At 66.6% G+C, this 14,919-nt stretch carries 8 protein-coding genes; 4 read left to right on the top strand and 4 right to left on the bottom strand.

What is annotated here, in order from left to right; translation table 11 throughout:
* Positions 1-159: 159 nt before the first annotated feature.
* The 3 genes from lpdA to aceE all read right to left on the bottom strand — a co-directional run bounded on the left by lpdA (position 160) and on the right by aceE (position 6,632).
* A complete protein-coding gene (gene lpdA / locus CFB52_RS10985; protein WP_099316567.1) occupies positions 160-1,926 on the bottom strand; it encodes a dihydrolipoyl dehydrogenase in 1,767 nt (588 codons plus the stop codon).
* 287 nt (positions 1,927-2,213) lie between these two features.
* Positions 2,214-3,866, bottom strand: coding sequence for a dihydrolipoyllysine-residue acetyltransferase (aceF, locus tag CFB52_RS10995; RefSeq protein WP_099316568.1), 1,653 nt, complete (start codon positions 3,864-3,866; stop codon positions 2,214-2,216).
* A gap of 69 nt (positions 3,867-3,935) precedes the next feature.
* Complete coding sequence (aceE, locus tag CFB52_RS11000; protein WP_059583310.1) at positions 3,936-6,632, bottom strand: pyruvate dehydrogenase (acetyl-transferring), homodimeric type; 2,697 nt, start codon at positions 6,630-6,632, stop codon at positions 3,936-3,938.
* 273 nt (positions 6,633-6,905) lie between these two features.
* On the opposite strand from aceE, the gene fixL reads away from it, so the two are divergent.
* The 4 genes from fixL to CFB52_RS11020 all read left to right on the top strand — a co-directional run bounded on the left by fixL (position 6,906) and on the right by CFB52_RS11020 (position 13,540).
* Complete coding sequence (gene fixL / locus CFB52_RS11005; protein WP_059583309.1) at positions 6,906-9,422, top strand: oxygen sensor histidine kinase FixL; 2,517 nt, start codon at positions 6,906-6,908, stop codon at positions 9,420-9,422.
* Positions 9,419-10,057 carry an oxygen response regulator transcription factor FixJ gene (gene fixJ / locus CFB52_RS11010; protein ID WP_006493245.1) on the top strand — a complete coding sequence of 213 codons (639 nt, stop codon included), beginning with the start codon at positions 9,419-9,421 and terminating at the stop codon, positions 10,055-10,057. The genes fixL and fixJ overlap by 4 nt, the downstream gene beginning before the upstream one ends.
* A gap of 241 nt (positions 10,058-10,298) precedes the next feature.
* On the top strand, positions 10,299-11,159 hold the full coding sequence (folD, locus tag CFB52_RS11015; protein WP_059583307.1) for a bifunctional methylenetetrahydrofolate dehydrogenase/methenyltetrahydrofolate cyclohydrolase FolD: 861 nt from the start codon (positions 10,299-10,301) through the stop codon (positions 11,157-11,159).
* Positions 11,160-11,452: 293 nt separating this feature from the next.
* Positions 11,453-13,540 carry a M3 family metallopeptidase gene (locus tag CFB52_RS11020; RefSeq protein WP_059583305.1) on the top strand — a complete coding sequence of 696 codons (2,088 nt, stop codon included), beginning with the start codon at positions 11,453-11,455 and terminating at the stop codon, positions 13,538-13,540.
* 58 nt (positions 13,541-13,598) lie between these two features.
* Here CFB52_RS11020 and dinB read toward each other — a convergent pair whose 3' ends face one another.
* Positions 13,599-14,771, bottom strand: a complete 1,173-nt coding sequence (gene dinB / locus CFB52_RS11025; RefSeq protein ID WP_059583303.1) for a DNA polymerase IV — start codon at positions 14,769-14,771, stop codon at positions 13,599-13,601.
* Positions 14,772-14,919 lie beyond the last annotated feature (148 nt).

Here is a 14,919-nt window from a genome sequence, read left to right on the forward strand (position 1 = left end):
CGCGGCTTTTTCGTTTCCGGCGCCGGAGCGCGCGCGGGCGGCGAACTGCCCGCCACAACGAACCCGTCGCACGCCCCGCAAAAGAAAACGCCGTCGGCCGGATGACCCGGGCGACGGCGTTTTTTCACGGCCGGCGCGTGGCCGGCCGTACCGCTCGCGTTACTTCTTGCGCTGCGGCGGCAGGTCCGTACAGACGCCTTCGTACAGTTCGGCGGCCATGCCGATCGATTCGCCGAGCGTCGGGTGCGGATGGATCGTCTTGCCGATGTCTTCCGCGTCCGCGCCCATCTCGACCGCGAGGCACACTTCGCTGATCAGGTCGCCCGCGTTCAGGCCGACGATGCCGCCGCCGATCACGCGATGGGTTTCCTCGTCGAAGATCAGCTTCGTGAAGCCTTCGTCGCGGCCGTTCGCGATCGCGCGGCCCGACGCGGCCCACGGGAACACGGCCTTGCCGTACTTGATGCCTTCGGCCTTGCACTGGTCTTCCGTCTTGCCGGCCCACGCCACTTCCGGATCGGTGTACGCCACCGACGGGATCTGCAGTGCGTCGAAATACGCCTTCTCGCCGTGCGCGGCTTCCGCGGCGACGTGGCCTTCGTGCACGGCCTTGTGCGCGAGCATCGGCTGGCCGACGATATCGCCGATCGCGAAGATGTGCGGCACGTTCGTGCGCATCTGCTTGTCGACGTCGATGAAGCCACGATCCGTGACCGCGACGCCGGCCTTGTCGGCGCCGATCTTCTTGCCGTTCGGGCTGCGGCCCACCGCGACGAGCACGAGGTCGTAGCGCTGCGCTTCCGCGGGCGCCTTCTCGCCCTCGAACTTCACGTAGATGCCGTCTTCCTTCGCTTCCGCGCCGACCGTCTTGGTCTTCAGCATCACGTTGCCGAAGCGCTTCGCGTTGTACTTTTCCCAGACCTTCACGAGATCGCGGTCGGCGCCCATCATCAGGCCGTCCATCATTTCGACGACGTCGATCTCCGCGCCGAGCGTCGCGTACACCGTGGCCATTTCGAGGCCGATGATGCCGCCGCCGATCACGAGCATGCGCTTGGGCAACTGGCGCAGTTCGAGCGCGCCCGTCGAATCGACGATGCGCGGGTCTTCCGGCATGAACGGCAGTTTCACCGCTTGCGAGCCGGCGGCGATGATCGCCTGCTTGAACTTGACGACCTTCTTGCCGTTTTCGCCCTGCACTTCCATGTGGAACGGATCGACGAACGCACCGACGCCGGTGACCACTTCGACCTTGCGCGCCTTCGCCATGCCGGCGAGACCCGTCGTCAGTTTCTTGACGACGCCGCCCTTGAAGTCGCGCAGTTTGTCGAGATCGACTTGCGGCTTGCCGAACGTGATGCCGTGCGACGCGAGCGCCGCGGCTTCGTCGATGACGAGTGCCGTGTGCAGCAGCGCCTTCGACGGGATGCAGCCGACGTTCAGGCACACGCCGCCGAGCGTCGAATAGCGTTCGACGAGCACGGTCTTCATGCCGAGATCGGCGGCGCGGAACGCGGCCGAGTAGCCGCCGGGGCCGGCGCCGAGCACGAGCATGTCGCACTCGATGTCGGCGGCACCTGCGTAGCTGCCGGCTTGCGGCGCGGGTGCCGGCGCGGCTGCGGCCGGCGCCGGTGCGGCGGCTACGGGCTTCGGCGCTTCGGGTGCTTTCGCGGGAGCGGCTGCGCCTGCCGATGCTTCGACGATGGCGATGATGGTGCCTTGCGAGACTTTCTCGCCGGCTTTGACCTTGACTTCCTTGACGGTGCCGGCGACGTCGCTGGGCACTTCCATGGAGGCTTTATCGGATTCGAGCGTGATGAGCGTTTGTTCTTTTTCGATCACGTCGCCGGGTTTGACGTTGACTTCGATGACATCGACGCCGCTGAAATCGCCGATATCCGGAACCTTGACTTCGATGAGACTCATGACTGTCCCCTTCTTGATTGACTGCGGAGAGAGAGGGAGGGGCTGGCGAAAAAGCGGATCCTGACGCCATGCGGCCTGACAAGAGCACGGGACGTTGGGCAGGACCACCTTTGCCGTCCGCCCAAGGACGCGCCTTTCTTTTGGTTACTTTTCTTTGGAAGACAAAGAAAAGTGACCGCCGCCCCGCGCAGGGGCGACGCTAGCAGACCGTTGGCAAAACAGGTTCAACGAAAGGGCGTGGAGCACCAAAAACAAACCCACGCCCCCGCGAGCCCCCTCCCCGCTCATCAAAGAATGATGCGACGGAAATCGGCGAGCAACGCCCCGAGATACGCATTGAACCGCGCGGCCTCGGCGCCATCGATCACGCGATGGTCATACGACAGCGACAGCGGCAGCGTGAGCCGCGGCACGAACTGCTTGCCGTCCCACACCGGCTTCATCTGGCCGCGCGACAACCCGAGGATGGCGACTTCCGGCGCATTGATGATCGGCGTGAAGTTCGTCCCGCCGATGCCGCCGAGCGACGAGATCGAGAAGCAGCCGCCCTGCATCTGGTCCGGCTTCAGCTTGCCGTCGCGCGCGGCCTTCGACAGCTCGGCCATTTCCTTCGCGATATCGACGAGCCCCTTCTTGTCCGCATCGCGGATCACCGGCACGACGAGACCGTTCGGCGTGTCGGCTGCAAACCCGATGTGGTAGTACTGCTTGAACACCAGGTTGTCGCCGTCGAGGCTCGCGTTGAAGGTCGGGAACTTCTTCAGCGCGGCGACGACTGCCTTGATCACGAACGCGAGCATCGTGAACTTCACGCCCGCCTTCTCGTGTTCCTTGTTCAACTGGACGCGCAGCGCTTCGAGCTCGGTGATGTCCGCTTCGTCGTTGTTCGTGACGTGCGGGATCATCACCCAGTTGCGATGCAGGTTCGCGCCCGAGATCTTCTTGATGCGCGACAGCGGCTTCGCCTCGAACGGGCCGAACTTCGAGAAGTCGACCTTCGGCCACGGCAGCAGGTTCAGCTCGCCGCCGCCTGCCGGCGCGGCTGCCGCGGCCGGTGCCGCGCGCTGGCCGGTCATCACGCCCTTCACGAAACCCGTGATGTCTTCCTTCGTGATGCGGCCCTTCGGACCGCTACCCTGCACGCGCGCGACTTCGACGCCGAGTTCGCGTGCGAACTTGCGCACGGACGGCGACGCGTGGCTCGCGCGGTATTCACCCGACGGCGCAGCGGCCGGCGCGGCAGCAGCCGGTGCGGGCGCGGCCTGCGCGGGCGCCGGTGCGGCAGCAGGCGCGGGCGCCGGCGCGGCAGCGGCCGGAGCCGGTGCACTGGCCTGCGGTGCGGCGGCAGCCGGTGCGCCCGCGGCTTCGAGCAGCACGATCAGCGTGCCTTCCGACACCGAATCGCCCACCTTCACCTTGATGTCCTTCACGACGCCGGCGGCCGGGCTCGGCACGTCCATCGTCGCCTTGTCCGATTCGAGCGTGACGAGCGACTGTTCCTTCTCGACCGTGTCGCCGACCTTCACGCCGATCTCGATCACCGGAACGTCCTTGTAGTCGCCGATGTCGGGCACCTTCACCTCGAGCGTACCGCCGGCGGCTGCCGGGGCGGCGGCGGGCGCCGCGGCGGCCGGTGCCGGCGCTGCTGCCGGAGCCGGAGCCGCGGCCGGCGCAGCCGCGCCGTTCGCCTGGGCGCCTGCGCTACCTTCGAGCAGCACGATCAGCGAACCTTCCGACACGGAATCGCCGACCTTGACCTTGATTTCCTTCACGACGCCGCCGACCGGGCTCGGCACGTCCATCGTCGCCTTGTCGGACTCGAGCGTGACGAGCGACTGCTCGGGCTCGACCGTATCGCCGACCTTCACGCCGATCTCGATGACCGGCACGTCCTTGTAATCGCCGATATCCGGCACCTTCACTTCGATCGCTTGACTCATCTGTTTCTGTCTCCATGGCCGCGCGCGCTCCTCGCGGGAGCGGCGCGCGGCATTACACGGCGTGTGCGTTTAAACGGTCATCGGGTTGGGCTTGGACGGATCGAGGTTGTACTTGGCGATCGCGTCCGCGACCACCTTGCGCTCGATCGTGCCTTCGTCGGCCAGCGCGTTGAGCGCGGCGACGGTGACCCAGTGACGGTCGACCTCGAAGAAGTGACGCAGCTTCTCGCGGGTGTCCGAACGACCGAAGCCGTCGGTGCCCAGCACGACGAAGCGGCGGTCGATCTGGCCGCGGATCTGGTCGACCAGCGCACGGACGTAGTCGGTCGACGCGATGACCGGGCCCTGCGTGTCCTTCAGGCACTTCTGCACGTGCGACAGGCGACGCTCCTCGGTCGGATGGAGCAGGTTCCAGCGCTCGACGTCGTGGCCTTCGCGCGCGAGCTCGGTGAAGCTCGGCACGCTCCACAGGTCGGCGGCGACACCCCAGTCGTTCTTCAGCAGGTCGGCGGCGGCGATCACTTCGTTGAAGATCGTGCCCGCGCCAAGCAGCTGGACTCGCGGCGCCTTCTTGTCGGCGTCGGCCTTCCTGAACGCGTACATGCCCTTGATGATGTCGGCCGCCACGTGCTCGCCCTGCGGAATCGCCGGGTGCTCGTAGTTCTCGTTCATCACCGTGATGTAGTAGTACACGTCTTCCTGGTCCTGCACCATGCGGCGCAGGCCGTCCTGGATGATCACCGCGAGTTCGTAGCCGAACGTCGGGTCGTAGCTCACGCAGTTCGGCACCGATGCCGCCCACAGCAGCGAGTGGCCGTCTTCGTGCTGCAGGCCTTCGCCGTTCAGCGTCGTGCGGCCCGCCGTGCCGCCGAGCAGGAAGCCGCGCGAGCGCATGTCGCCCGCGGCCCAGGCGAGGTCGCCGATCCGCTGGAAGCCGAACATCGAGTAGAAGATGTAGAACGGCACCATGATCTCGCCGTGCGTCGAATACGACGTCGCCGCCGCGATCCAGTCGCACATGCCGCCCGCTTCGTTGATGCCTTCCTGCAGGATCTGGCCGGTCTGCGATTCCTTGTAGAACATCAACTGGTCGGAATCTTCCGGCACGTACTTCTGGCCCTCCTGGTTCCAGATACCGATCTGGCGGAACAGGCCTTCCATGCCGAACGTACGCGATTCGTCCGGAACGATCGGCACGACGCGCTTGCCGAGCGCCTTGTCCTTCAGCAGGATGTTCAGGATCCGCACGAACGCCATCGTCGTCGAGATCTCGCGGCCTTCGCCCGTGCCCTTCAGGAGCGGCTCGAACGCGTCGAGCGCCGGCACCGGCAGCGACGTCGCCTTCTCGCGGCGGTGCGGCAGGTAGCCGCCGAGGTCCATGCGCTTCTGGCGCATGTATTCGAGTTCCTTCGAGCCTTCCTCGAACTTCAGGTACGGCACGTCGGCGATCTGCTCGTCGGTGATCGGCAGGCGGAACTGGTCGCGGAACTTCTTCAGTTGCTCGACCGGCAGCTTCTTCTGCTGGTGCGTGATGTTCATCGCCTGGCCCGACTCGCCCATCCCGTAGCCCTTGATGGTCTTCGCGAGGATGACGGTCGGCGCGCCCTTCGTGTTCGTGGCTTCGTGGAACGCCGCGTAGATCTTGTGCGGATCGTGGCCGCCGCGGTTCAGCGCCCAGATGTCGTCGTCCGACCAGTCGGCGACGAGCGCCTTCAACTCAGGCGTGTTGAAGAAGTGCTCGCGAACGTACGCGCCCGACTCCGACTTGTACGTCTGGTATTCGCCGTCGACGCACTCCATCATGCGGCGCATCAGCGCGCCCGACTTGTCGCGCGCGAACAGCGCATCCCAGCGGCTGCCCCAGATGACCTTGATCACGTTCCAGCCGGCGCCGCGGAATTCCGATTCCAGTTCCTGGATGATCTTGCCGTTGCCGCGCACCGGGCCGTCGAGACGCTGCAGGTTGCAGTTGATCACGAACACGAGGTTGTCGAGCTTCTCGCGGCTCGCCATGCCGATCGCGCCGAGCGATTCCGGCTCGTCCGTCTCGCCGTCGCCGAGGAACGCCCACACCTTGCGGCCTTCCGTCTTCGCGATGCCGCGCGACTCGAGGTACTTCATGAAGCGTGCCTGGTAGATCGCCATGATCGGGCCGAGGCCCATCGACACGGTCGGGAACTGCCAGAAGTCCGGCATCAGCCACGGGTGCGGATACGACGAGATGCCCTTGCCGTCGACTTCCTGGCGGAAGTTGTCGAGCTGCTCTTCCGACAGGCGGCCGAGCAGGAACGCGCGCGAGTACACGCCCGGCGACGAATGGCCCTGCACGAACACGAGATCGCCGCCGTGCTGGTCGGACGCCGCGTGCCAGAAGTGGTTGTAGCCGACGTCGTAGAGCGTCGCGGCCGATGCGAACGATGCGATGTGGCCGCCGACGTTCGTGTCCTTGCCTGCACGCAGCACCATCGCGAGCGCGTTCCAGCGCGTGTACGAACGGATGCGGTGCTCGATGTCCTGGTCGCCCGGAATCTTCGCCTGGGCTTCGACCGGAATCGTGTTGATATACGGGGTATTGGCGGAGAACGGCAGGTGTTCGCCGTGCATGCGGGCGAATTCGATCTGCTTTTCGATCAGGTAGTGCGCGCGGCCAGTGCCCACGGAGGAGATCACGCCATCGAGCGACTCGAGCCACTCGACGGTTTCTTGCGGGTCGTCGTCACGTTCGGCGGCGACATATTTCATCACTTCGTTCGGTACAGCGGACATTCTCGTCTCCTGGGTCCTGGAATGTGAGGATCGCTCTCGTGCAGACGACGCGACGCGACCGGCTGCGGGCAAGCTCCGACGGATTGTAATGAGCGTGGACGGGCCTGCGCAACAAAATTTTCGAATTGTGAGATCTTTTCTCGCCATGCGGAATATTGCTGCGCTGCACCCTTGTTTCGGGGCTCCGCGGCCCGTCTCGTCGGAACAAAACCGTTTCCGTTCAACATATCCGGTAGCGGTTTTCCATGTATTGCGCTGCGCTACAATCCTGCCATGTTGACCGATCGGCTTTTCGCACGCTCGGCGCGACCGCCGGGCCCGCCGGCGGAGTCGCAGCCGTCCCGTTGGCACCACGGACCGTGGTGGTCCAACTCCTATCTGCTGACGCCGCTGCTGTCGATCCTGGTGTTCCTCGTCGTGATGAGCCTCATCCTGTGGAGCCTCAACCGGCGCGAACAGCAGCAGCAGGAAGACACCCTCTTTCGCAACGTCGCGTGGGCCCAGCAGCAGATCCGCCTGTCGATGACGGGCGCGCAGGAACAGTTGCAGGCGCTGTCGCGCGACCTCGCATCCGGCCGGCTCGACCAGAACGCATTCCAGATGGCCGTCGCGGACGTCATGCAGACGCATCCGGAAATCCTCTACCTGAACTGGTACACCGCGCCCGGCGTGCAGCGCTGGCCGACCGTGCATCCGCCGCTGCTCGGCCAGCGGCTCGCGAAGCCCGGCGACGCGCAGATGCAGGAGGCCGTGCGCGGCGCGTACGACGAGGCGCGCAGCACGCGCCGCCAGGCCTATTCGCCGCTGATCTACGACGACTTCGGCAACGGCTTCATCACGTTGCAGACGCCCGTGATGCGCGGCGACCGCGAATATCTCGGCGCGATCGCCGCGGTGTTCTCGGTCGAAGGGATCCTGAAGCACGACATCCCGCAGGAATTGTCGTCGAAGTACAAGATCTCGATCACCGATTCCAACAACCGCGAGCTATCGTCCACGTCGACGCGCCCGCGCCTGCCGCGCGACTCGCACTACGACCTGCCGCTCGATCCGCCCGGCCAGGGGCTGACGGTGCGTGTGTATGCGTTCCCGCAGCTCACGAACCTCACCAACAACACGCTCGTGTGGCTCGTCGCCGGCCTGTCGTGCTTCGTGCTGTGGAGCCTCTGGAGCCTGTGGAAGCACACACGCCAGCGCTTCGAGGCACAGCAGGCGCTGTACGCGGAGGCGTTCTTCCGCCGCGCGATGGAAAACTCGGTGCTGATCGGCATGCGGGTGCTGGACATGCACGGCCGCATCACGCACGTGAACCCGGCGTTCTGCCGGATGACGGGCTGGGACGAAACCGATCTCGTCGGCAAGGTCGCGCCGTTCCCCTACTGGCCGCGCGACGCGTACCCGGAAATGCAGCGCCAGCTCGACATGACGCTGCGCGGCAAGGCGCCGAGCTCGGGCTTCGAGCTGCGCGTGCGGCGCAAGAACGGCACGCTGTTCCATGCGCGCCTGTACGTATCGCCGCTGATCGACAGCTCGGGCCGCCAGACCGGCTGGATGTCGTCGATGACCGACATCACCGAGCCGAAGCGCGCGCGGGAGGAACTCGCCGCCGCGCACGAGCGCTTCACGACGGTGCTCGAAAGCCTCGACGCCGCGGTGTCGGTGCTCGCCGCCGACGAAGCCGAGCTGCTGTTCGCGAACCGCTACTACCGCCACCTGTTCGGCATTCGCCCGGACGGCCATCTGGAGCTGTCGGGCGGCGGCTTCGACCGCGCGCAGGCGTCGTCCGACTCGATCGACATGGTCGACGCGTTCGCGGGCCTGCCGGCCGCCGCGCTGACGAGCAGCACCGCCGACGCGCAGGAGGTGTACGTCGAGAGCATCCAGAAGTGGTTCGAGGTGCGCCGCCAGTACATCCAGTGGGTGGACGGCCACCTCGCGCAGATGCAGATCGCGACCGACATCACGACCCGCAAGAAGGCGCAGGAGCTCGCGCACCAGCAGGAAGAAAAGCTGCAGTTCACGAGCCGATTGATGACGATGGGTGAAATGGCGTCGTCGATTGCTCACGAATTGAATCAGCCGCTCGCCGCGATCAACAACTACTGCTCGGGCACGCTCGCGCTCGTGAAGAGCGGCCGCGGCACGCCCGAGACGCTGCAGCCCGCGCTGGAAAAGACCGCGCAGCAGGCGCTGCGCGCGGGGATGATCGTCAAGCGGATCCGCGAATTCGTGAAGCGCAGCGAGCCGAAGCGCCAGCCGGCGCGGGTCGCGGACATCGTCGCCGACGCGGTCGGGCTCGCCGAAATCGAGGCCAGAAAGCGCAGGATCCGGATCGTCACGGAAATCCTCGCAAGAATGCCTATTATTTATGTCGACCCCGTGCTGATCGAGCAGGTGCTGGTGAACCTGATGAAGAACGCAGCCGAGGCGATGGCCGACGTGAAGCCGGCGTCGGTGGACGGCGTGATCCGCGTCGTCGCCGACATCGATGCGGGCTTCGTCGACATCCGTGTGATCGACCAGGGCCCGGGCGTCGACGAAGCGACCGCCGAGCGCCTGTTCGAACCGTTTTACAGCACCAAGTCCGACGGCATGGGCATGGGGCTGAACATCTGCCGTTCGATCATCGAATCGCATCGGGGGCGTCTGTGGGTGGTCAACAACGTCGAGCCGGATGGCCGCATTTCCGGCGCGACGTTCCACTGCAGCCTGCCCATTGGGGAACCCGCTGATCTCGGCCAAGGGGGGCGCGAGGCATCGGCATCACATACCGTTACGGGAGAACTATGAATAGCCCTGTCACCACCACTCAGGAAACCGTCTTTGTCGTCGACGACGACGAGGCCGTACGGGACTCGCTGCGCTGGCTGCTGGAGGCGAACGGCTATCGCGTGCAATGCTTCTCGAGCGCCGAGCAGTTCCTCGATGCGTATCAGCCGGCGCAGCAGGCCGGCCAGATCGCGTGCCTGATCCTCGACGTGCGGATGTCGGGCATGAGCGGCCTCGAGCTGCAGGAACGCCTGATCGCCGACAACGCCGCGCTGCCGATCATCTTCGTCACCGGTCACGGCGACGTGCCGATGGCCGTGTCGACGATGAAAAAGGGTGCGATGGACTTTATCGAGAAACCGTTCGACGAAGCCGAGCTGCGCAAGCTCGTCGAGCGGATGCTCGACAAGGCCCGAAGCGAAAGCAAGAGCGTGCAGGAGCAGCGTGCCGCGAGCGAACGCCTGTCGAAGCTGACCGCGCGCGAGCAGCAGGTGCTCGAGCGGATCATCGCGGGCCGCCTGAACAAGCAGATCGCCGACGATCTCGGCATCAGCATCAAGACGGTCGAGGCGCACCGCGCGAACATCATGGAAAAGCTCAACGTCAACACGGTGGCCGACCTGCTGCGCCTCGCGCTGTCGAAGAAACAGGCCTGAGCATGTTTCCGGGCCGCGGCGGCAGCGCCGCCCGGCCCGCAACCGGCGCTTGCCGCCCCGCGCGATGCGGCCCACTCGCGCGGCGGCACGCCGTTTTTCCCGGCGCGCGCGCCGCGGCCATGACGCTTCCCGTTGATTCGCTGTCGGACGGCAGCAGGCGAACGGTATAATTACGTGCTTTGCTACGGCGCTTTCGGGCGCCGTACGCCCGCATCCCAACTTCCCGGCAGAACCCACCACCATGACAGCCCTCCTCATCGACGGCAACGCCCTTTCGAAGACCCTGCGCGCCCAGGCCGCCGAACGCGCCGCCGCGCTGACCGCACGCGGCCACCAGCCCGGTCTCGCGGTGATCCTCGTCGGCGCCAACCCGGCGAGCGAAGTCTACGTGCGCAACAAGATCAAGGCGTGCGAGGACAACGGCTTCTTCTCGCAGAAGGATGCCTACCCGGACACGCTGTCGGAAGCCGACCTGCTCGCGCGCATCGACGAGCTGAACCGCGATCCGAAGATCCACGGCATCCTCGTCCAGCTGCCGCTGCCCGCGCACATCGACAGCCACAAGGTGATCGAGGCGATCGCGCCGGAAAAGGACGTCGACGGTTTTCACGTCGCGAACGCGGGCGCGCTGATGACCGGCAAGCCGCTGTTCCGCCCGTGCACGCCGTACGGCGTGATGAAAATGTTCGAAGCGCACGGCATCGCGCTGCAGGGCGCGAACGCGGTCGTGATCGGCCGCTCGAACATCGTCGGCAAGCCGATGGCGATGATGCTGCTCGACGCCGGCGCGACCGTGACGATCTGCCACAGCAAGACGCGCGACCTCGCCGCGCATACGCGCCAGGCCGACGTCGTGGTCGCCGCGGTCGGCAAGCGCAACATCCTGACCGCCGACATGGTGAAGCCGGGCGCGACGGTGATCGACGTCGGCATGAACCGTGACGACGCAGGCAAGCTGTGCGGCGACGTCGATTTCGCGGGCGTGAAGGAAGTCGCCGGCTACATTACGCCGGTGCCGGGCGGCGTCGGCCCGATGACCATCACGATGCTGCTGATCAACACGATCGAATCCGCCGAACGCGCGGCTGCCGCCGCGGCCTGACGCACTACCCGCTCAGCCGGCGCGCGCTTGCGCGCGCCGGTGTCCCGCCAGCCGCGCTCGCCCCGGCTGCGCCGCCCCGGCCCGCGGCGGCCTACCGTCGGGCCGCCGGCCGCCGAATGCCGTTCCCGGCCACGCCCGTCGCTGCGCATCCGACCCTGCGTCAATCGCGTCATTAGAAACTAACGATTGGAAAGCGCACGATGCGCCCCAATAATGTCGGTACCGGGCGCGCTCGCGCCCAGCCGCCGTTACCCTTTTCATCCCGGTTCATCCGGCAACAGACAGGGAGTCTTATGTCCGCCAGCGCCCATACCAATCCGCTCCTCGACTTCTCCGGCCTGCCCCGTTTCGGCGAGATTCGCCCGGAACACGTGACGCCCGCGCTCGATACGCTGCTCGATGCCGCCAACCGCGCAGTCGAAGCCGCGAGCGCCAGCGAGACGCCGGCGACCTGGGCCGCCGTCGTCGAGACGGTCGAGCAGGCCACGGAGCCGCTCGGCCGCGCATGGGGCATCGTCGGCCACCTGAACGCGGTCGCCGACACGCCCGAACTGCGCGCTGCCTACGGCGAAAACCTGCCGCGCGTGACCGAGTTCTGGTCGAGCGTCGGCCAGAATCTCGCGCTGTACGAAAAGTACAAGGCGATCGCCGCGAGCGCCGAATACGCGACGCTGTCCGCCGAGCGCAAGAAGATTCTCGACAACGCGCTGCGCGACTTCCGCCTGTCGGGCGCCGAGCTGCCCGAGGAGCAGAAGCCGCGCTTCGCGGAGCTGCAGGAACAACAGGCCGCGCTGTCGAAGGCGTTCTCCGATCACGTGCTCGACGCGACCAACGCGTACGCGTACTTCGCGAAGGACGAAGCCGAACTGGCCGGCCTGCCCGGCGATGCGATCGAGGCCGCCCGCGAGGCCGCGCAGAAGGACGGCAAGGAAGGCTGGAAATTCACGCTGCATTTCCCGTCGTATTTCCCGGTGCTGCAGTACGCGAACAACCGCGCGCTGCGCGAGACGCTCTATCGCGCTTATGCGACGCGCGCGTCGGAACTCGGGCCGCAATACGGCGACGGCAAGGCCGAATGGGACAACACGGCGATCGTCGCCGACGCGCTCAAGCTGCGCCGCGAAGAGGCGCAGATGCTCGGCTACCGCAACTTCGCCGAAGTGTCGCTCGCGCCGAAGATGGCCGAATCGCCGCAGCAGGTGATCGCGTTCCTCGAGGATCTCGCGACGCGCGCCCGCCCGCACGCGGAGAAGGACTGGGACGAGCTGCGCACGTTCGCCGCGAAGGAGCTCGGCCTCGCCGAACTCGCACCGTGGGACGTCGCGTACGCGGCCGAAAAGCTCCGCCAGCAACGCTATGCGTTCTCGGAAAACGAGGTCAAGCAGTACTTCCCGGAACCGGCCGCGCTGAAGGGCCTGTTCACCGTCACCGAAACGCTGTTCGGCGTGAAGATCAAGCCGGACGACGCGCCGGTGTGGCACAAGGACGTGCGCTTCTTCCGCGTCGAGAACCGCGACGGCTCGCTCGTCGCGCAGTTCTATCTCGACCTGTACGCCCGCGAAGGCAAGCGCGGCGGCGCGTGGATGGACGACGCGCGCTCGCGCGCGAAGCGCGGCAGCGACGTGCAGACGCCCGTCGCGTACCTGACCTGCAACTTCTCCGCGCCGGTCGGCGGCAAGCCCGCGTGCTTCACGCACGACGAAGTCATCACGCTGTTCCATGAATTCGGCCACGGGCTGCACCACATGCTCACGCGCGTCGACGAGCTCGGCGTGTCGGGCATCAACGGCGTCGAATGGGATGCGGTCGAACTGCCGTCGCAGTTCATGGAAAACTTCTGCTGGGAATGGGACGTGCTGTCGTCGATGTCGTCGCACGTCGATACGGGCGCCGCGCTGCCGCGCGAGCTGTTCGACAAGATGATCGCCGCGAAGAACTTCCAGAGCGGGCTCGGCACGCTGCGCCAGATCGTGTTCTCGATGTTCGACATGCTGCTGCACGTCGATTTCGACCCGGCCGGCGCCACCGGCGTGACCGCGTTCGCGCGCGAGATCAACGAGCGCTATCACGTGATCCCGCAGGCGGCGTTCTCGCGCTGGCCGAACACGTTCAGCCATATCTTCGCGGGCGGCTATGCGGCCGGCTACTACAGCTACAAGTGGGCCGAGGTGCTGTCGGCCGATGCGTACGCGGCGTTCGAGGAAGCCGCCGCCGCCAGCGGCAGCGTGCTCGATGCGGCAACCGGCACCCGCTATCGCCGCGAAATCCTCGAGGTCGGCGGCAGCCGCCCCGCGATGGAATCGTTCAAGGCGTTCCGCGGCCGCGAGCCGCAGATCGACGCGCTGCTGCGCCACAACGGGATGGCGGCGTCCGCGCACTGAGCGCGCTGCCCGCTTCGTCCGGCTGCATCGACAGGCACCGCTTCGGCGGTGCCTTTTTTCATGGCGCGGGCGTGTCGTCGCCCACTTCGTCGTCGAACAGCAGGAATTGCCCGTGGCGCTCGGCCGTGTCCTCGTCGATGCGCACGCCGACGCCGAGCAGCCGCACCGGCTGCGCGCGCCGCAACAACCCCTTCGCGAGCAGCGTGACGGCCGTCTCGGCATTCGTCGCGTCGGCCACGCACTCGACCGTCGTGCGCTGGAAATCGGCGAAGCGGATCTTCACGTACAGCTTGCGAATCGATCGCGCGGCGCCCGCGCGCTCGATCCGCGCGTCGAGCTGCACGACGAGGCGGCGGATTTCGTCCGCGCATTGCTCGAGCGTCGTCAGGTCGGTCACGTAGGTCGTCTCGACACTGACCGACTTGCGCTCCTGGTCGGCCTGCACGGGCCGTTCGTCGATCCCGCGCGACAGTTCGTACAGGCGCCGCCCGAACGCGCCGAATTCGCGGTGCAGGTCGATCAGCGGCCAGTCGCGCAATTGCGCGCAGGTCTGGATGCCAAGCCGGTCGAGCCGCGCGGCCGTCACCTTGCCGACGCCGTGCAGCTTGCGCACCGGCAGCGCCGCGACGAACGCGTCGATCTCGTGCGGCCGCACGACGAACAGCCCGTCGGGCTTGTTCCAGTCGGACGCGATCTTCGCGATGAACTTGTTCGGCGCGACGCCCGCCGACACGGTCACGCCGACCGTGTCGCGCACCCGTTCGCGGATCTCGCGCGCAATCAGCGTCGCACTGCCCTGGCAACGCGACGACCCGCTGACGTCGAGGTACGCCTCGTCGAGCGACAGCGGCTCGACGTCGGGCGTGTAGTCGCGATAGATCGCCATGATCTGTCGCGACGCCGCGCGATACTTGTCCATCGCGGACGGCAGGATCAGCAGGTCCGGACACTTGCGCATCGCCAGCGCCGACGACATCGCCGAATGCACGCCGTAGCGCCGCGCCTCGTAGTTGCAGGTCGCGATCACGCCGCGCTGGTCGGGGCGGCCGCCGACCGCGAGCGGCCGGTTGCGCAGCGACGGGTCGTCGCGCATCTCGACCGACGCGTAGAAGCAGTCGCAGTCGCAATGAATGATCTTGCGCATGCGCGGCGGCGCGTCGCCGGACGGTGCGTGCGGATCGGCAGGCGGGATGGTGGTCGGGTTCACGGTGCCGATACTGTACAAAAACACAGTGCCGGTTTCAACTGCCGCGTACGTCCGGGGCCGGCTGCGCGAACCGGCCGTCCGGCAGCGGCCCCCTCGCCCGTCGCCTCAACCGGCCGTCCGGCAGCGGCCCTCCGCCAGCGGCTGCGCCGTACCGGCCCGGTTTGTGCGGATC

Source organism: Burkholderia sp. AU18528, from assembly GCF_002223215.2.
Lineage (GTDB): Bacteria > Pseudomonadota > Gammaproteobacteria > Burkholderiales > Burkholderiaceae > Burkholderia > Burkholderia semiarida.

Bases quoted from the DNA above. Each gene is read 5' to 3' on its own strand.
- aceE (WP_059583310.1), bottom strand. From the start codon at position 6,632: ATGTCCGCTGTACCGAACGAAGTGATGAAATATGTCGCCGCCGAACGT.
- CFB52_RS11020 (WP_059583305.1), top strand. From the start codon at position 11,453: ATGTCCGCCAGCGCCCATACCAATCCGCTCCTCGACTTCTCCGGCCTG.
- fixL (WP_059583309.1), top strand. From the start codon at position 6,906: ATGTTGACCGATCGGCTTTTCGCACGCTCGGCGCGACCGCCGGGCCCG.
- lpdA (WP_099316567.1), bottom strand. From the start codon at position 1,926: ATGAGTCTCATCGAAGTCAAGGTTCCGGATATCGGCGATTTCAGCGGC.
- fixJ (WP_006493245.1), top strand. From the start codon at position 9,419: ATGAATAGCCCTGTCACCACCACTCAGGAAACCGTCTTTGTCGTCGAC.
- folD (WP_059583307.1), top strand. From the start codon at position 10,299: ATGACAGCCCTCCTCATCGACGGCAACGCCCTTTCGAAGACCCTGCGC.
- aceF (WP_099316568.1), bottom strand. From the start codon at position 3,866: ATGAGTCAAGCGATCGAAGTGAAGGTGCCGGATATCGGCGATTACAAG.